We start from the raw sequence: 17,236 nt of genomic DNA on the forward strand, positions 1-17,236 counted from the left end.
TCTCCTTCGAGGTGTGCGGGTCGGGGCCTTCAGAGACAAAGGAGCTCGGGGGGGGGGGGGGGGGGGTGGGGGGGGGGGGGGGGGCGGGGGGGGGGGGGGGGGGGGGGGGGCCCCCCCCCACCGGGCCCCCCCCCCCCGGGGCGGTGACTCGTGTCTTCAACACCCCCAGAAGGCCTGCACACTTCGCGTTCGCACCACCTCCCTGACACCCGCGTCACGCCGACGTGCAACCGACCGGAGGAACCGCAGTGGCCGCACAGCCCAGGTTTCACAACGATGCAGGCGCCGCACCCGACCGGAAGCACCCGGTCGACGAGACGCTTCCGCCCGTCAAGATGTTCACCAGCGGCCTTCAGCATGTGGCCGCGATGTACGCGGGCGTGGTGGCCCCGCCCATGATCGTGGGGCCCGCTGTGGGTCTCAGTGCCAAGGAGACCGCCTTCCTGATGGGGGCGAGCCTCTTCACGGCCGGCATTGCGACGCTGCTGCAGACCCTCGGCTTCTGGAAGGTCGGCGCCCGGCTCCCGTTCGTCAACGGAGTCTCCTTCGCCGGGGTGACCCCGATGATCGCCATCGGCAAGGACCGCGGAGCCGACGGCATCACCGTCATCTTCGGCGCGATCATCGTCGCCAGCGTGCTGGGCTTCGTGCTCACGCCGTACTTCTCGAAGCTCGTCCGCTTCTTCCCGCCCGTCGTCACCGGCACCGTCATCACGCTGATCGGTGTCTCGCTGCTGCCGGTCGCCTTCAACTGGTCGCAGGGCGGCAACTCCGCCGCCGCCGACTACGGTTCGATGAAGAACATCGGCATGGCGGCCCTCACCCTGGTGGTCGTGCTCGCTCTGCGCAGACTGCTGCGCGGCTTCCTCCAGCAGATCGCGATCCTCCTCGGTCTCGTCGTCGGCACCCTCATCGCCGTCCCGATGGGGATGACCAGCTTCGACGCCTTGAAGAACGCCGACGTGGTCGGCTTCCCGACGCCGTTCCACTTCGGCGCCCCGCAGTTCGAGATCGCCGCGATCGTCTCGATGTGCATCGTGATGCTGGTGTGCATGACCGAGTCCACGGCCGACATGCTGGCGCTCGGCAGGATCGTCGACCGGCCCGCGGATGAGCGGATCATCGAGGGCGGGCTGCGCGCCGACACCCTCGGCAGTGCGATCAGCCCGCTCTTCAACGGCTTCATGTGCAGTGCCTTCGCCCAGAACATCGGCCTGGTCGCGATGACGAAGGTGCGCAGCCGGTTCGTCGTCGCCGCGGGCGGCGGCATCCTCATCCTGCTGGGGCTCTGTCCGGTCGCCGCCTCGGTGATCGCACTCGTACCGCTGCCGGTCCTCGGCGGCGCGGGCATCGTGCTCTTCGGCTCGGTCGCGGCCAGCGGCATCCAGACGCTGGCCACCGCCGCCCTGGAGAAGGGCGAGAACGCGCTGATCGTCGCGGCCGCCATCGGCATCGGGCTCATTCCGATCGCCGCGCCGGAGTTCTACCACGCCTTCCCGAAGGATGCGCTCGTCGTTCTCGACTCGGGCATCTCGACCGGCTGCATCGTGGCGATCGTCCTCAACCTGGTCTTCAACCACCTCGGGAAGAAGCGGAGTTCGGAGACTTCGGTGGTCACCGGGACCGGCTCTGAGACGGTCGCGGTCCACTGACCCGGCCCGCACCTGAAACAACGCGGGAGGGCCGGGTGTCCCCGGCTGCGGGAACACCCGGCCCTCCCGGCCGCGGGCCGTGCCTGCCCGCTCAGTCGATGTGGAAGCTGTCGCCGTAGACCTTCCAGTCCAGCGGCGTGTTGAGGTTGAAGTTGTTCTTCTTGACGAAGACCCGCTGGGCGGTGTCGACCCGGCTGGTGTCCTCGTGCGCCTCCTCCTGCTTCATCGCCCAGACCCGGGCGTCGAGGAAGGCGTTGAGATACTTCTTCTCGTCGCCGCCCTGCGCCGGCGGCTTGGCCTTGGCGAGGGCCTTCTTGCGGATGTTGCTGAAGCTGGTCGAGTCGCCACCGTCGCCGTGCATCACGATGGCGTCGTAGTAGATGAACTGGCCGAGGACACCTATGCCATCGCTCTTGCCGCGCTTGACCGCCGGGTTGAAGTAGACCCGGTCGCGCTCGTCGTTCTGCGCCTTCTTGAACTCCGAGTCCTGGGCCGCCTTCTTCCAGTCCTTGGTGAAGTTCGGGTCGAGGCCCTCGTGCGAGTCGCTGCCGTCGACGTTCCGCAGCGCGGGCAGGTACTTGGCGAGTACGTTGCCGGGCTTGCGCTCGGTGTAGAGCTCGACCAGGTCCAGCATGTCGCCGGTGCCGGAACAGAAGCCGATGATGCCGGCGGTGTAGCCGCGGCCGTCTCCGATGTCCTCGATGTACTTGTACTGCGCCTTCCAGTCCAGCGAGGAGTTCTCCGCGCTGGACACGAGCTTCATGGCGATCTCCTTCTTCGCCGGGTCGTCGAGCCCGATGGCGGCCGGGGCGGGGGCCGCGGCGGCCGGGGCCTGGGCGCCGGGCTCGGAGGATGTGGCTGCGACGGCTGTGGCCGGTACGGCGAGCAGGGTCACGCCGAGCAGGACACGGGGAAGGAACTTCAACGGTCGTGTGGTGCGTGCATGGGGGGTGGGCACCTGGCCTCCAGAGGGAGTTCGACGTTCCGGTCTTCTGTTAGGAAGCTTTCCTATCAGAGTGCGCACGGGACGTACACCCCTTGTCCGTACCGGAGTTGGGGCCTGTTCTCTGTCCCGGTGTTCGGGCCCGCTCCCGCGCTCGCTCCGGCGACGGGTGTCTCAGCCCAGAAGCTCAGCGCTGCTCGCCGGCTCGACCCGCGGCTGCCCGTTGAGGCGGTGCCGCTCGATGGACGAGCGGCGGTACACCTCTTCGCGAACGCGCTGGATCTCGCCGATCGGCCGGTGCTCCTCCCGGGTGCGCCAGGGCGTGATCGACGTACCGTCGGCGGCGGCCAGGTTCTCCTCGCCGCCGATGTCCTGCCGGGGGATGGCGATCGTCGCGACCGTCACCCACGGCGACAGCGGCTCGGGCCACTCCACCGAGGTGTTGTCCACCGGCATCCGGGCCAGATCGGCATTGAGCTGCACCTGCAGCTCGAAAACGTGGTCCTGCTCGGCGGCCTCCGCCACCAGCGTGTTACGGAACGCCTCGCCGTCCGCCCGGACGTCGACCGTCAGATGCTTGACGGGCGAGACGGGCACGGTGCGCACCTTCGCGATGTTCTCGCCGTACCGGAAGGCGCCCATGCTGTTGTACGTGTACGAGAAGAGGTTCTGCCGCGGAACCTGGGTGAAGGACAGCATCGCGAACAGCTCGTCCCACAGCCACTCGTCCGAGGTCTCCAAGGTCCCCCGCCTGGTGAGGAATTCACCCATCCAGGACTTCCGCCGCGCCGGGTTCACCAGCGCGTCCGGCAGCTCGGCGAACAGCTCCTCGATGACCATGTAGTCGTAGGCTGTGTTGGCGAAGAAGACCTTGTTGTTGATCAGGTTGAGGTCGAAGGTCGTCTCGGTGGCCTCGTCGGCGAGCAGGGAGTCGCCGGGCACCCCGAACATCTTGATCCCCATGCCGCAGGCCGCGCCGAGCAGCGAGTCGGCCCGCAGATGGCCGAGCCCGTTGGAGTACCGGACGACAGCGTCGTAGGTGCCGGGCCCGGCGAAAATCCCCTGGTTGTAGGGCTCGGACACATCACCGACCGTAACGGTGGCCTTGACCAGTCCGTACGTCTTGCCGTGCGCCGTCCTGACCGAGCGCCCCACCCCCTGCCGCTCGACGGACTCCCGGGTGCGCCGGGCGACATTGCGAACGACCTCGTCCAGCTCCTGCTGGTAGGTGGGCCGCTCGACGGGGGCGTATGTCTCGTACCTGACGAAATCCATGGCGGGGTTCTCCTTTGCGGCGTGCTGCGTGGCTGCCTCAGGAGAAAAGTAGCCCGTCATTCAGTTGTGCACAATATAACTGGTTGTGACGACCCCCACTCGCGCGGCGCTCGGCGACAGCGAACGGACCGCGCGTGCCGGAGCCGCTACGCCGAGAGCGTGGGGTCCCACGCCATGAGGTTGCTGAACAGCTCCGCCTGCTCGATCGCGTCGTCCAGAGCGTGGCCGGGGCCTGGGCCTCATCGGCGGCGGCTCGCGGGACGACCGCAGGAGCACCGCCGCCGGCGCAATGCCCCGCCGGCCGGGCTCAGTCCCCCGGCTGCCAGTCGGGCCGGCGGCCGCTGAAGCCCACCACCCGGTCGATCAGCGGCGCGTCCTCGGGTACCTCCACCACCGGGCCGAACATCCCCTCCCGCCCCGGATCGTCCTCGGCCGGCTTCAGCAGTTCGTACGACACCAGGAGGCTCGCGTCCCCAGGGGCGTACTCCTGACCCGTCGCCCGGGCAAGATCCCAGCCGTGGATCACGAGTTCGTTCACGGCGACCCGTCCGGCGATCGCGGCCGGGAAGGTTACGCCGCCCGCCTGGGTGTCGCCGTCCCACGCCCCGGGTTGCTGCCAGGCCTCAGCCAGCTCGTTCAGCCGCTGCGGAAGCACAGCACGCCAGTCGTCGTCGAGGACCGGCAGTGCCGACCCCGGGTCGGTACTGGTACTCGGCCCGAAATCCTTCCGTGCGGCGTCCCGGAACGCGGTGGACAGCCCGACGAGGTGGCCCAGCAGCTCCCGTACGGCGTACTTCGGGCAGGGCGTCGGGTCCGTGAGCCGCTCGTCGCCGATGGCGTCGAGCAGCTGCGCCACGGCGCGGGCGGCGGGGTGCAGGTCGGGGGAGGGGGAGGAGGTCTGCGTAGTGGAGTCCATACACACAGGACCGGACCGGCAGCCGAAACTCATCGCTGCGCGCCTCAGACAATGGAATGGTCGCCTGATCGGGGCATCCTGACGCGGCCGGACCGCCCGACGCGCCCCCGGGCCCATACGCTCCCCGAGTGACCCGTACCCGTGCCACCGACCTGAACACCGGACTTGACGGCTTCCTCGCCTGGGCAGAGAAAGAGCGCGGGGCCCCGGTGCCCGTGCGCGTCGCGGACGCAGTGCTGACGCTGCTGGCGGTGCGCGGCGCGGACCGCAGGGCGGGCGTGCCCGAGCCGACCCCGCAGCTCCTGCGCCGCGTACTGCACGAGGACCTGCCCCCACTGCTCTGCGCCACCCCGACGGAGCTCGCAGCCGTGCCCGGCGTACTCACCGCTCTCGCCGACTGCGTCCGGGCCGCGGGGAGACTGAACGCCAAGCGCCACGCGCGTCTGGTCGCCGCGATCGACGACGCCATGCCGGAGTTCCGGCGGGCGATCGCCGATCCCCGGAACCTGACCTGGCCGGGGTGGTACGCGTCGCTGCTGCGCGCCGACGGTGTCGACCCCGACGACCCCTCCGCCGTACGGGCATGGCTCGCCGCCCATGAACACGCGCCCCACGCCGACCGGCCCGCGCTCCCCGCGCCACTGCACCGCTCCGACGTCGCGGCCCGCACCTTCGCCGCCCGCGTCCAGCTCACCGAGGCACTGCTCGCCGCCTTCGCCCACGACGTCGAAGGTCCCTCACCGGCCGGCTCCCTGCTGCCCCCTCCGCCACTGGACGCCGACCGCCCGGACGAGGCGCTGGGGGAGGAGCTGGAACGGATCGCGGGCGCGCTGATCGACCGCTGGACGGCCGCGGGTCTGAGTGACGCACTCGCAGGACCGTACGCCGGCCTCGCGCCCGGACCGGAGTCGCTGCCGCACGTTGCCCTCGCTGACCGCCTGCTCGACGAACACCTCGACTACTACGGCGATTCGGGCGTCCCGTTGCCACCGCCGCCCGCCCTCCCCGCCCCCGAGGACATTCGCGGACTGCTGCATCGCGCCCCGCTCCCGGCGGCTCTCGCGGCAGGCGCCGACGACGTGCGCGAACTCGCCGAACGGTGCGGATTCCCCGGGCCCGCCACCGATGTCTGGACCCGGGGAACCCCGCAGGAGCTGACCGAACTGGGCGCGGACATCCTGGCGGCGGTGGTGGAGCGCATCGCGGTCGCCGCGCCGGACGCGGACGAGGAGGCAGTCCCCGCCGAGGTCCGCGACGAGGTCCGCGACGACGCCCAGGAGTACGCCCTGGACGCGGCGCATCTCCTCTACTCGCTGTACGAGCGCGGCGGCACCGCCGACTCCGTGGCGCGGAAGGCCGCCGAACACGGCTCCTGGCAGGTCGACCCGTCGCTCGAGGACGTGCCCGTACCGATCCCCGACGCCGCCCCCGCCGACTACGCGATGCCGTCACCGGACGAGCTGTCCGCCCTGCTCGGCATCCCCGGCCTGGGCGAGGAAGAACGGGCCGAACTCGACGGACCTGCCCGCGCACTGGCGAACGTGGTCGACCAACTGGCCGAGACGGGCTGCGTCTTCCGCGCCGGCGACTCCTATGGCCTCACCCCGCTCGGCAACGCCGTCCTGCGTCACGTACTGGCTGCGGGCCACGTCGCCGCGCCCGACGAGGAAACCGTCGCCGCGTGGGATGCCGCCGAGGTCATCACCGCCGTCCAGAACTGGCCGCAGAAGACAGCGGCCCGCACTCTCGCGCAGTGGACGACCGGCCACGGCACCGGGTCCTGGAGCGAGTTGCTGAACGCCCTCGACATCGCGAAACGGACGGACTTCACCGGCGTCCGCACATCGACGCTCTTCGCATATCTCGACCTCGCCGCCGTCCCCGCCGAGGCCCTCCGCTCCGCCCTCACCCACCCCACGACCGGCGCATACGCCCACCGCCTGCTGCAGGGGCGCGGCGAGGCCGCTCCCTCGGACGCGGAACACGTCCCGCAGAGCGCCCGTGCGGTGCTGATCCTCGAAGAACTGGAGGCTACCTGGACCGAGGATCTGCGTACGTACGCGCTCGTCGTCACGGAGGAAGAGGAACCGGACCTGGCCGCCGTACCCTGGGCCCTCCCCGACGCCTTCGACGCGGCCGCGTCGACCTGGCCGGGCGGAGCACTCACCCTCATCCCGGCCCTCGCGGAAGTCCATCCCCCCACATCGGTCAGGGTGCTGGAACAACTGGGCGGCAGGCACCCGGACTCGCGGGTGGCGGCACTGGCGTCCCGCACGGCGAAGGCGGCGAAGGCGAAGTCCTGAGGAAGGGCAGCGCCACGCTGCCGACCAACGAGACGGGCGCGCGGTCGGTGCTGAGAGCGCGGCCCGAGTTCTCACGCACCGGGTTCTCGCTGATGGCGGCAGCCTTCGGCCTCGGGCTCACGCAGTTCCGACCGCCGCTGTCCAGCCGGTCCTGGAGCAGGCCGAGGACACGCTCCGCACATACCGGCGGCCGGAGGACCGGGTCAGTCGGCCGCCCGACGCCAGTTGGCCCGCCAGGGTGACCGGCACCCGATGGAGTGACCGGCGCACGGGTCAGTCTCTCTTGCGCAGGGCGAGGCTGAGGGCCACGCCGCCAACAGCCGGTCCTGCCGTGGCCATGGTGGCAGCGGCAGCGGTGACAACCTTCAGTACGACGAGCAATGCGAACAGGACCGCGCACAGCCCGGCCGTGGTGATCGCGACGAGGAGTATGGGACCGACGTAGGCGCCGGGCCGCTTCGGTGGTGACGGCTGCGGCGGGAACTGGCTTTGCGGGGTCGGGTTTACCGGGTACCTGCGACGCATGGTGGTCGTTTCCCTTTGACCGATCATGGAGCTCGGATGAGTGATCTGGAGGTTCCATCAGGGGGCCTCGACGTGTGAGTCCCGGCGGCGGCCTGGCAGATGGCCGGCCGCTTTTGAATCGGGGCTTCGACGCTCCGGTCAGTGATGCTCAATTTCCCCCATGACCAACTTCTTCGCCACAGGCGGCAGACCCACCGGAACAATCTGCTGAAGAATCAGCCCCATGACCCACTGAGCGGTGAATAACGGGGCGGGGAGAGTGAACAATGACCACGGGGCAAAGAGGAAAACGTGGTCCGGGGCGACGGCCCAAGGAGATCGTGGGAAAGGGCCCGGTCGAGAACCTCGCCCGAGATCTGAGGGCGCTGATCGAACGGCAGGACCCTCCCCTCACTCATGGGGGACTTGCCCGACTCAGCGGGTGTGCGGCGGGCACCGTCAGCAAGGCACTGGCCGGAAGCGCGCTCCCGACGGAGAACGTACTGAATGCACTGGTCGGCGCCCTGGGCGAGGATCCGAGCGGGTGGTTGGAGCGGCGAGCGCAGGCGGCTGAGCTGCTACGGCGACGGTCCAGTGCCGTGGTCGCGCCTGCGGGTCCGCTGGAAGTGGGCTGCGGCGCCGCCGAGCCCGCGGGTGCTCCCGATGTCGGCTCCCCGAAGGAAGGGGAAGCCGCACCTGCAGGGAAGTTCCTCGGACCGGTGGGACCAGGAACCGAGCAGCGGCGCTGTGGAGACGGCCGATGGCGTCCCTCCGCCGGTCACTTGGTCGGTCGGGCCCATGAGGTTCGTCAGGTGCGGGAGTTACTCGAGGGGGCGGTGGCTCTGCGCAGTGGCATTCTGGTGTTGCGAGGGCAGCCCGGCATCGGCAAGACCGCGCTGCTGGCCGAAGCACGCAGTCTCTGGGGCTTGCGAGTTCTGGCGTTCCGTTGCGTGGAGAGTGAGGCGGAATTGGCCTTCGCCGCGCTGAGTGGTCTGCTGCGTCCGTTGACCCACCTCCTGCCTCAGCTCTCAGAGCCTCGTAGCCGAGCACTCGCTGTCTCGCTGGCGGTGTCCCAGCCGGCCCCCGGCGAGTGCGCTCCCAGCCGGATCGCGATCGGGCTGGGCACCCTGGACCTGCTTGCGAAGGCAGGCCCAGTGCTCGTCCTGCTCGACGATGTGCAGTGGATGGACGAGGCGTCGGCAGCGGCTCTCTCCTACGCCGCGCGGCAGCTCCCCCAAGAGGGGATCGCCGTCATCATCGGGCTTCGAGCCGGTACGGACTGCCCGATGGACCTGACCGGTCACCCTCTTGTGGAAGTGACTCCCCTCAGCCGCGAATCCGTCCGGGAGCTCGCCAGCCTCGTACGCGGACGTGCCATCGACGCGGACGAGTTGGAGCGACTGGTGCGCCACACCGGAGGCAATCCGCTCGCTCTCTTGGAGCTGAGCAACTCCGGACTCCCGGCCGACGGTGCAAGCCTGACCGAAGCGCCCCTGCGGCTGCCCCAGGTGCTGGAAGCTGCTTACCAGCAACGCCTCAAGCCGTTGCCTGAGTCCCAACGGTGGGCGCTCCTCGTCTGTGCCGCCAGCTACACAGCGGACCTGGCAGAGATCACCGCGGCTCTGGGCCCCAAGGGACTGGCTCAGCTGGAACCGGCCGAATCCGCGGAACTTATCGCGCTCACGCCCCGCGGCGTGGAGTTCGCGCATCCCGTCATCCGATCTGTCATCTACCATCAGGCCCCCGCAGCTCGAAGACGCGCTGCCCATGCGCTGCTCGCCGGATCGCTCCCCGTACGCGACCCCTTCGACGCGGACCAACAGGCTTGGCATCTGGCCGACGCGGCGCTCGGCCCCGACGAACAGGTAGCCCAGGCCCTGGCGGACCGCGCTGAGCAAGCACACCAGCGCGGCGCACTTGGAGTCGCAAACGCCACCTATCTACGCGCCGCCAGGTTGACTCCGCAGCCCGTGGCACGTGGCCGCCGCCTGCTCGCCGCTGCGACTTGCGCCCACCTCGCTGGTCTCCCGGACAGAGCCCTTCCTCTGCTCTTGGAAGCCCGGAGTCTCGTCGACGACCCCCAGCTGATCGGCAAGATCGAGCAGGTCCACCATCAGATCCAGCAGATTCGCGCGACCCCCCGCGACGTCTTCGTCCAGCTGAGCGAAGCTGCCGCCGGCCTGCGCGGCAGCGCCCCCATAATCGCAGCGAACCTGCTGGCGACGGCGGCCAGCGCAGGAGCGATGGGCGGGCCCGTCCCCAAGGCGCTGGCAGCCGCGGCGAGAGGCCATCAACTAGCCAGAAGCGTAAGGGAAGAGGGCACTCTCGCGACGGCGGTCCTTCACGCTCACACCTTGCTGCTGGACGGCCAGACCGAGCCTGCCTCCGCCCTCCTGCGTCAGCAACTCGACCAACTGCTCACCGCCGATCCACTCGTCCACGGGACGGAAGTCTTTGGCTTCGCTTCCACGGACCTGATGTGGTTGGACGAGCACAGCGCGGCACGTCGTCTCATCGAACACGGACTGCGACACATCCGAAGCGCCAACGCTCTGGAGCGCGTACCCGTCCTCACCGGCGTTCTGGCCGACCTTGAATTCCGGACAGGTCGGTGGAACGAGGCACACGCCGCTGCAGCGGAATGCATGGCTCTCGCCGACCAGCTCGGCCAGCCAGCGCTCCTTGGATACAGCGCCAGCACTCTGGCCCAGATTGCAGCCGCTCAGGGAGAACCGCGGAAGTGTGAGGACTACGCGTCACGGGCACTGTCCTGCCTTGAACCCAGAGGCTACAACCTGGTCGCACCATACGCCCATCTAGCCCTCGCCCAACTGAGCCTGAACCAGGGCGCGTACGCCGAGGCGGCCACGCGCCTCGTCACGCTGCACGAGCGCATAGACAGCCTGGGTGTGCGCAATCCAGCCGTATATCCGCTCTACGCCGACATGGTGGAAGCGTGTCTGCTGTCGGACTGGCGGGAGGCAGCCGGGTCCGCACTGGTGATGCTCTCGAACAATGTCGGCCCGTCAGTACCCTGTACTGTGCGAGCGGCACTGGCGCGATGTCGCGGCCTGCTGGCCAAGGACGCAAGCAGCGCGCTGAGACACTTCACAACCGCATTGGACCTGTACGCGCGTGCCTCCGACCGCTACGGGCTGGCCCGGACCCGACTTGCTCTGGGGCAGCGGCTTCGGCGGACACAGCACCGAAATCAGGCGCTAAGACAGCTCAAGGCCTCCCTCACCCTCTTCCAGGAACTCAACGCCACCCCCTGGATCCAGCGGGTGGACAAGGAAATGCGCATCTGCGGTAGATGACCGGATCTGCCACGCCAGGTGGATCTTGGTGGTCCAGCGCGATGTACCGGACCGGTTCGTCCTGGCGGGCCTGTCCCCTACGAGAGACTCAAGCCCTGCCTTTGCGCTTTTGCAGTATCGATTCGGTGAGGCGGCGTGAGCGCCGTCGGCTAGGGTGCCGGGGCACAAGAACCGGGGAGGGTGGGAGCAGCGATGGCGTCCGAGGGTTCGATCGACCTGATCCGTCTGGAGGGCGAGGGCAACAGCGTGATCGTACGGATCACCGGGAGGCAGTCCGCCCAGGATCCGCCCCGCACCGACGCGCTGGTCGGAGAAATCCTCGTCGACACCGCTTTCGTACGCGGAAGCATCGCGACGTGGATCTTCCCGGAGGATCTGACGGAGTGGCAGGAAGCTCTGGACGCGCTCGATTGCGGGACGGACATCGTGTGGCGTGAGGGTAAGCGCGCGACCGAGGTGCTCATCAGCCGTGACCCTGACGGTGAGCGGGCCCACGTCACCGTCGCGGACCACTCGATGTCGCTGACGACCGTCACGGTCACTGTCGTTCTGGCCGACGCCTGGTTCGACGACGCCTACCACCGCCTGGATCAGGTTCTGCAGACCTGGCCGTTGGAACGCGCCTGAACCCTGCCTGCTCCCGGTCCGCGGAATCCTCTAGTGCCCGCAGAGGATCCTGGCGATGGTCAGGAAGACGTAGTAGTTCGCGATGTCACCGACCGGTGCACTGAACCAGGGGCTGGACTCGCGGGTCTTCATGACGTCGACCCAGCCTGCCTTGACGTGGATCTCCTGGACGTCGGACCAGGGGAGTTGGCTTTTCCCGGTGGCAGCCATGCCGGTGCGGGAGACCGCGAAGCCACCGAAGTTGATTGTCTGACCCTCCAGGATGGATTCCAGGACCGCCGGGGCCTGGGCGCGGACGATGGCCTCCTGCATCCGGGGTCCCCAGGTTTCGGGACCTTCGTAGAATTCCGTGATGGTTGTGCCTGTGACGCCCGGGGCGACGACTGAGTAAGCGTATTTGACGGGGCCGGGGACGTCGTTGATGATCACCTGGGTGATCTCCTGGTAGAGCCTTATGGAATCCCAGCGGACCGCGATCATTCCCTCGCCGAACTGCGGGTGCACGATCAGTCCGTTCTCGAAGAGGTAGAGACGCTTGGCCGCCTGCTTCCGGCTGAAGTTCGGGGTCCGGCGCAGCCACCAGAAGTACAGCAGACCGGGGATCACGAAGAGCAGCAACAGCTGGACGAGCATAAAGATATAGAGGGCGAAGACTATTCTGCCCAGGCGTTTGGGGGCGAACGTGCCCTCAAGAGCGCCGAGGCGGTGACGGGCGGCCATTTCGGCGGCGTCGGGCGGCAGGGATGTCGGTGATGTCATGAGCCTCTGCTTTGCGCTGGAGTGACAGGTGTCGGGCCGTTCGGGGCGCTGGAGTTCGCGCAGGTCGGTCAGCTCATCGCCGTGTCTGCGTGATGAGTTGAGCGAGCAGGTGGGTGCGAGGGGTCATCTGTGCGACCTCGACGTGCTCGGTATCTGCGTGGGCGCCGCTGCCGACGGCACCCAGACCGTCCAGCGTTGGGCAGCCCGCGCTCGCGGTGTAGTTGCCGTCAGAGGCGCCGCCGACGGCGACCCCCCGCAGCGGCTGCTGGCCCAGCTCGGAGGCGATATGGGAGGCGCGGGTGAACAGTTCGGCGGAGGACTCCGGTGGCATCGGCGGCCGTTGCCTGCCGCCCAGTACTGTCAGCCGGGCTCCGCGCGTGTGGGCGGTCAGCCCCCGCATGAGCTCGTCTATCCGGTCCTGCGTCGCCAGGGTCGGCACGCGCACGTCCACCGATACTTTCGCCAGCGCGGGCACTGTGTTGAGAGTGCTGCCGGCCGACAGCAGTGTGGGGGTGATGGTCGGGGCTCCCAGGACGGAACAGGTGGTGCTGGTGGTGCCGGTGCTGTCCATCGAGGCTGCGAGGCCGGCGATGGCAAGGACCTGGTGAGCGGCCTCGACCGCGGCGTTGACCCCTCTCTCCGGCTCCAGACCCGCGTGGGCGGCCTCGCCGTACACCACGACCTCATACCGCGAAGTCCCCTTACGGGCAGTCTTGAGGGCGCCCTCTTCGTTCGCGGCCGCCTCCAGTACGAAGGCGGCCGCGCAACCGCGCGCGGACTCCTCGATCAGCTCCCGGGAGGTCGGGGAGCCGACCTCCTCGTCCCCGTTGATCAGCACGCAGACGCCGTCCGGGGACGGCAGGGACGCCAGTGCGTGGAACATCTGCACCAGCCCCGCCTTCATGTCCAGGACCCCGGGGCCCCGGGCGATCCCGTCGACCACCGACCAGGGGTGGGTCTCCAACGAGCCCACGGGCCAGACCGTGTCGTGGTGTCCCACCAGCAGCACACGAGGTGTGCCGAAGGTCCACCGCAGGTGGGTCACACCGTCGGTCACGATCGTCTCCGGCCGCGCCCCCAGCAGCCTCGTCCCGAGGGCGCCGACCACCTCGGCGCTGCGGGCAAGTGCCGCGAGGTCGGCCGAGAAGGACTCGCAGACCACGAGTTCCTCCAGATCAGCCAGCATCGCCGGCAACGCGATCGTGGCCCCCGCGGTCACCGGTCCCGCCCCATCTCAACCCGCCGTAAATCCAGCACATCTCTCCTCGGATCTCGTCCTCGGACCATGTGTGCGACGTTAGGAGGCGACAAGGCATTCCACCAGCGACTAGATTGCATGCGAACCATGCTTGGGGGGAATGTGTTTGAGATCGACGCGCTGCGTCTGCTGGTGACCGTGGCCGACACCGGTTCGTTCACCAAAGCGGCGGCGGAGCTCAACTACACGCAGTCTGCGGTGTCCCGGCGGATCGCCTCGCTGGAGCAGCAGGCGGGTGGGCCGCTGTTCGACCGGCTCCCGCGGGGCGTACGGCTGAATCCCGCCGGCCATGCGCTGCATCGTCACGCTGTGGACGTGCTCGAGCGTCTGTCCCGGGCAGAGCATGAGCTGGCCGTGATCCACGCGGGTCACGGCGGGACGCTGCGCGTTGGGGCGTTCGGGACCGCGAACATCTCGTTGGTGCCCCCTGTCTTGCGGGCGTTCAAGCAGGCCAGGCCGGATGTCGAGGTCATCGCGGTCGAGGGCCGGAGCGGGACGTTGATGCAGCGCCTTGCGGATGGGGCGCTCGACCTCGCCGTGGTCAGCGACTATCCGTCCGGTCTACCGTCGGCCGACGGCGTCACGACGGCCGTTCTGCTGGAGGACGAGTTGTTGGTCGCCCTCCACCGCGAGCATCCCCTGGCGGGAGCCGGGACGATCGACCTGCGCGAACTGCGGGACGAGGCCTGGCTCCAGGACGCGCCCGCGGGGGGCTCTCCCACGCTGCTCACCGATGCTTGTGCACGGGCGGGCTTCACGCCCAACAAAATCATCAAGATCGCGGAGTGGACCGGCAAGTTCGGTTATGCGGCCGCCGGGCTGGGGGTGGCGCTGGTCCCCTCGCTCGCCGCCTGGGCGGTCCCGGCCGAACTCGTCCTTTGCCGGCTCGGAGACCTGGCCCTGCGCCGCACCGTACATGTCGCGCTGCCCGCTGCCCCGCTGCCGGCGGCACTGAAGTTGCGGGATCTGCTGCACGACGCCACTGATTGAACCGTTCTACGGCGATCGTCGAGCCCGGCGCCATCCGCGGGCTGCGGCCGCGCTGCCGACGTCGGGACGCCCTCAGAAAGACGTCTCCCGCACACTGGCCCGGTCCGAGGGAACGGTCGTGGCCGTGATCTCCGAGCGGTGCCGGTCACCGGCGAAAGTCACCGTCAGGGTGTCGGGCGCGCTCTGTGTGGTGCTTGCCGTGAAGCCCTGGCTCGGCACCGCCGAGATGAGGCACACCCCGCCGCTTCCGTAGCGCACGGTGGCCCTCCCGCCCTGGGACGAGATGGTGTGCACACCCGAACCGCCCTGTTCGCAGCCCTCGCCACCCGAGTTCGCTCCGGACGGCTCCTCGGGCGGCCGAGGAGTCGTACGGGCCGCGGGGGTCGGCGACGCCGTAGGGGGTCTGTCGGTCTTCCGGGGCGGCGTAGGCCTGGGCGAGGACCGGCTCGGGGTGGGCTCGGGGCTCGGGGAGGCACTCGGGCTCGGTGTCACCGAGGCCCGCGGCGAGGCGGCGAAATCCTTCGGCGCCGACTGCGCGACCGGCGCTGTCGGCCTGGTCGAGCCCACCACGAAATGGACCGTGATCATGACGGCCGTGACGCTGGCCGCCGTGCAGGACAGCCAGATGAGCACGTAGCGCAGGTACCGGGACACGACACCATCTTGGCGGACCCGCTAACGTGCCTGCTCATGGCCTCCGTACTTGTCGTCGAGGACGACCCAGTCATCCGGGCCGCGCTGATCGAGGTCCTCACCGGACACGGGTACGCGGTGAAGACCGCTCACCAGGGTTTCGAGGCGCTGCGGCAGATCACCCAGAGCGCGCCCGACATCGTCGTGCTCGACCTCGGACTGCCGGACCTGGACGGTCTCGACGTGCTGCGGATGATCCGCGGCATCTCACGCGTACCCGTACTGGTCGCCACGGCCCGCGACGACGACACGGAGATCATCAGACTCCTCAACGCCGGAGCCGACGACTACATGGTCAAGCCCTTCTCGGGCGGCCAGCTCGCCGCCCGGATCGCCGCCGTACTGCGGCGGTCCGGGCCCGGCGCGGACGACGGCGACCGGCAGCCGGTCCTCCAGGTCGCCGGTCTCAGGATCGACCCGCTCGCCCGGACCGCCCACCTCGACGGCAGTGAACTCGCCCTGACCCGGCGGGAGTTCGACCTGCTCGCCTACCTCGCGCGCAACGCCGACCAGGTCATATCCCGGCAGCGCATCCTCGCCGAGGTCTGGCAGCAGCCGTATCTCGAGGACCAGACGGTCGACGTCCACCTCTCGGCACTGCGCAGGAAGCTGGGTGAAAAGGCCGCGGACCCGCGCTATCTGCACACTGTGCGCGGTATCGGGATCAAGCTGGTCGCCTCGCCCTCATGAGACGCGCCCTCGCAGGGATCTCCCTTGCCGCGACGCTGATGGTCGCGCTGTCCTTCCTCATTCCGCTCGCCCTGCTCGTACGCGAACAGGCCCGGGACCGGGTGACCACCGCCGCCCAGCAGCGTGCGGCCGCCCTCGCGCCGGTACTTGCCCTGACCACCAGACCCGCAGATGTGCAGCAGGCCGTAGCGGGCCTGGGCTCGGACGACCAGCTCGCCGTACGGCTCCCGGACGGCGGGCTCGTCGGCACTGTGCACGCGCCGCCGGAGGCGCTGGACCGCGCGGTGGGCAAACGGGAGACGCTGGCGCTCGACACCGCCGAGGGATGGATCTATCTCCAGCCCGTCGTCCTGGACCGGAACCGGGTGGCGGTCGTCGAGGCATACGTACCCGCCGGGTATCTGACCCGGGGTGTGTGGGCCTCGTGGGGCGTCATGTCGCTGCTCGCGCTCGGCCTGGTGGGCGGCTCGGTGCTGGTCGCCGACCGGCTGGGCGCCCGGGTCGTCCGCTCCACCAGGAGCCTGAAGCGTGCTTCCCTGGCCCTGGGGTCGGGGAATCTCGACGTACGGGTGGAACCGGACGGTCCGCCGGAGTTGCAGGAAGCGGGGGCCGCGTTCAACACCATGGCCGACCGGGTCGTGGAACTGCTCGCCATCGAGCGGGAGATGGTCGCGGACCTCTCGCACCGGCTCAGGACCCCGTTGACCGCGCTGTACCTGGAGGCGGACCTGCTGGGTGGTTCACCGGGCGCCCGGCGGATCACGGAGGCCGTCGCGCAACTGGAGAGCGAACTGGACTCGATCATCACCGCCGCCCGCACGCCGCTGGCCGCCGGCCCGGCGAACGGGGCAAGGCCGGCACGCCCGAGCGAGGTGACCGAAGTGGTGGCGATGCGGCTGGACTTCTGGTCGGTGCTCGCCGCCCAGCAGGACCGGCTGTGCGAGCGCTCTTTCACGCCGCGCCCGACGCCCGTACCGTTCCCCGAGGACGACCTCGCCGCGGTCGTGGACGCGTTGATCGGGAACGTCTTCCGGCACACTCCGCAAGGCACTGCCTTCGCCGTACGGGTGGAGCGCACCGACCGCCATGTGCTGCTGACGGTGGACGACGCGGGTCCCGGCGTCGCCGACCCGGACGCCGCGCTCACCCGGGGTGTCAGCGTCGGCGGCTCCACGGGCCTCGGCCTGGACATCGTGGCGCGTGCGGCCCGCGCGGCGGGCGGGGAGCTGGAGATCACCCGCGCGCCGATGGGCGGGGCTCGAGTGCGGGTGTCGTTCGGGCTGGCCGGCGACGAGCGGTAGCGGGTCAA

General features: G+C 69.4%; 15 protein-coding genes. 8 read left to right on the top strand and 7 right to left on the bottom strand.

The features are described from left to right. Positions 1-248: 248 nt before the first annotated feature. A complete protein-coding gene (locus tag ACFYWY_RS13440; RefSeq protein ID WP_389184467.1) occupies positions 249-1,652 on the top strand; it encodes a nucleobase:cation symporter-2 family protein in 1,404 nt (467 codons plus the stop codon). Between the two features lie 91 nt (positions 1,653-1,743). Here the strand turns inward: ACFYWY_RS13440 and ACFYWY_RS13445 are convergent, their stop codons facing one another. The 3 genes from ACFYWY_RS13445 to ACFYWY_RS13455 form a co-directional block, all read right to left on the bottom strand. Next, positions 1,744-2,577, bottom strand: a complete 834-nt coding sequence (locus ACFYWY_RS13445) for a chitosanase (RefSeq protein ID WP_389184470.1) — start codon at positions 2,575-2,577, stop codon at positions 1,744-1,746. A 192-nt stretch (positions 2,578-2,769) separates the two neighbouring features. Next, positions 2,770-3,870 (bottom strand): catalase family protein, encoded by a 1,101-nt coding sequence (locus ACFYWY_RS13450; RefSeq protein ID WP_389184473.1) that lies wholly within the window; start codon positions 3,868-3,870, stop codon positions 2,770-2,772. Positions 3,871-4,177: 307 nt separating this feature from the next. Next, complete coding sequence (locus ACFYWY_RS13455; protein ID WP_389184476.1) at positions 4,178-4,786, bottom strand: TIGR03086 family metal-binding protein; 609 nt, start codon at positions 4,784-4,786, stop codon at positions 4,178-4,180. 128 nt (positions 4,787-4,914) lie between these two features. Between ACFYWY_RS13455 and ACFYWY_RS13460 the strand changes: the two genes are divergently transcribed. After that, positions 4,915-7,089: a hypothetical protein gene (locus ACFYWY_RS13460; RefSeq protein WP_389184479.1), complete on the top strand. Its 2,175-nt coding sequence runs from the start codon at positions 4,915-4,917 to the stop codon at positions 7,087-7,089. Positions 7,090-7,362: 273 nt separating this feature from the next. On the opposite strand, the gene ACFYWY_RS13465 is transcribed toward ACFYWY_RS13460, so the two are convergent. Then, a complete protein-coding gene (locus ACFYWY_RS13465) occupies positions 7,363-7,614 on the bottom strand; it encodes a hypothetical protein (protein WP_389184482.1) in 252 nt (83 codons plus the stop codon). A gap of 266 nt (positions 7,615-7,880) precedes the next feature. On the opposite strand from ACFYWY_RS13465, the gene ACFYWY_RS13470 reads away from it, so the two are divergent. Beyond that, positions 7,881-10,910 carry an AAA family ATPase gene (locus tag ACFYWY_RS13470; RefSeq protein WP_389184485.1) on the top strand — a complete coding sequence of 1,010 codons (3,030 nt, stop codon included), beginning with the start codon at positions 7,881-7,883 and terminating at the stop codon, positions 10,908-10,910. Between the two features lie 192 nt (positions 10,911-11,102). Beyond that, on the top strand, positions 11,103-11,537 hold the full coding sequence (locus tag ACFYWY_RS13475; RefSeq protein WP_389184488.1) for a DUF5959 family protein: 435 nt from the start codon (positions 11,103-11,105) through the stop codon (positions 11,535-11,537). A 30-nt stretch (positions 11,538-11,567) separates the two neighbouring features. Here the strand turns inward: ACFYWY_RS13475 and ACFYWY_RS13480 are convergent, their stop codons facing one another. Together ACFYWY_RS13480 and ACFYWY_RS13485 are read right to left on the bottom strand one after the other, a co-directional pair. Continuing rightward, positions 11,568-12,296: a DUF6585 family protein gene (locus ACFYWY_RS13480; protein WP_389184491.1), complete on the bottom strand. Its 729-nt coding sequence runs from the start codon at positions 12,294-12,296 to the stop codon at positions 11,568-11,570. A gap of 73 nt (positions 12,297-12,369) precedes the next feature. Continuing rightward, positions 12,370-13,482, bottom strand: coding sequence for a M20 family metallopeptidase (locus tag ACFYWY_RS13485; protein ID WP_389185093.1), 1,113 nt, complete (start codon positions 13,480-13,482; stop codon positions 12,370-12,372). Between the two features lie 174 nt (positions 13,483-13,656). Here ACFYWY_RS13485 and ACFYWY_RS13490 point away from each other — a divergent pair, with 174 nt between their 5' ends. Beyond that, on the top strand, positions 13,657-14,544 hold the full coding sequence (locus ACFYWY_RS13490) for a LysR family transcriptional regulator (RefSeq protein WP_389184494.1): 888 nt from the start codon (positions 13,657-13,659) through the stop codon (positions 14,542-14,544). A 72-nt stretch (positions 14,545-14,616) separates the two neighbouring features. Here ACFYWY_RS13490 and ACFYWY_RS13495 read toward each other — a convergent pair whose 3' ends face one another. Further along, positions 14,617-14,802 carry a hypothetical protein gene (locus ACFYWY_RS13495; RefSeq protein ID WP_389184497.1) on the bottom strand — a complete coding sequence of 62 codons (186 nt, stop codon included), beginning with the start codon at positions 14,800-14,802 and terminating at the stop codon, positions 14,617-14,619. A gap of 1 nt (position 14,803) precedes the next feature. Between ACFYWY_RS13495 and ACFYWY_RS13500 the strand changes: the two genes are divergently transcribed. Genes ACFYWY_RS13500 through ACFYWY_RS13510 form a run of 3 tightly spaced genes read left to right on the top strand, consistent with a single transcriptional unit; the run spans position 14,804 to position 17,228 of the window. Further along, the gene (locus tag ACFYWY_RS13500) at positions 14,804-15,181 is read left to right on the top strand and encodes a hypothetical protein (protein WP_389184500.1); all 378 of its coding nucleotides are present in this window, start codon (positions 14,804-14,806) and stop codon (positions 15,179-15,181) included. Between the two features lie 53 nt (positions 15,182-15,234). Further along, a complete protein-coding gene (locus ACFYWY_RS13505; protein WP_389184503.1) occupies positions 15,235-15,927 on the top strand; it encodes a response regulator transcription factor in 693 nt (230 codons plus the stop codon). Beyond that, positions 15,924-17,228 carry an ATP-binding protein gene (locus ACFYWY_RS13510; RefSeq protein WP_389184506.1) on the top strand — a complete coding sequence of 435 codons (1,305 nt, stop codon included), beginning with the start codon at positions 15,924-15,926 and terminating at the stop codon, positions 17,226-17,228. Before ACFYWY_RS13505 ends, ACFYWY_RS13510 begins: the two co-directional genes overlap by 4 nt. Positions 17,229-17,236: the final 8 nt, after the last annotated feature.

Origin of the sequence: Streptomyces sp. NPDC002870 (assembly GCF_042888505.1) — a bacterium.
In the GTDB taxonomy this organism is placed as follows: Bacteria; Actinomycetota; Actinomycetes; order Streptomycetales; family Streptomycetaceae; genus Streptomyces.

Coding starts and splice junctions, on each gene's coding strand:
- ACFYWY_RS13450 (WP_389184473.1), bottom strand. CDS start 3,870: ATGGATTTCGTCAGGTACGAGACATACGCCCCCGTCGAGCGGCCCACC.
- ACFYWY_RS13455 (WP_389184476.1), bottom strand. CDS start 4,786: ATGGACTCCACTACGCAGACCTCCTCCCCCTCCCCCGACCTGCACCCC.
- ACFYWY_RS13465 (WP_389184482.1), bottom strand. CDS start 7,614: ATGCGTCGCAGGTACCCGGTAAACCCGACCCCGCAAAGCCAGTTCCCG.
- ACFYWY_RS13470 (WP_389184485.1), top strand. CDS start 7,881: ATGACCACGGGGCAAAGAGGAAAACGTGGTCCGGGGCGACGGCCCAAG.
- ACFYWY_RS13475 (WP_389184488.1), top strand. CDS start 11,103: ATGGCGTCCGAGGGTTCGATCGACCTGATCCGTCTGGAGGGCGAGGGC.
- ACFYWY_RS13480 (WP_389184491.1), bottom strand. CDS start 12,296: ATGACATCACCGACATCCCTGCCGCCCGACGCCGCCGAAATGGCCGCC.
- ACFYWY_RS13485 (WP_389185093.1), bottom strand. CDS start 13,482: ATGCTGGCTGATCTGGAGGAACTCGTGGTCTGCGAGTCCTTCTCGGCC.
- ACFYWY_RS13505 (WP_389184503.1), top strand. CDS start 15,235: ATGGCCTCCGTACTTGTCGTCGAGGACGACCCAGTCATCCGGGCCGCG.
- ACFYWY_RS13510 (WP_389184506.1), top strand. CDS start 15,924: ATGAGACGCGCCCTCGCAGGGATCTCCCTTGCCGCGACGCTGATGGTC.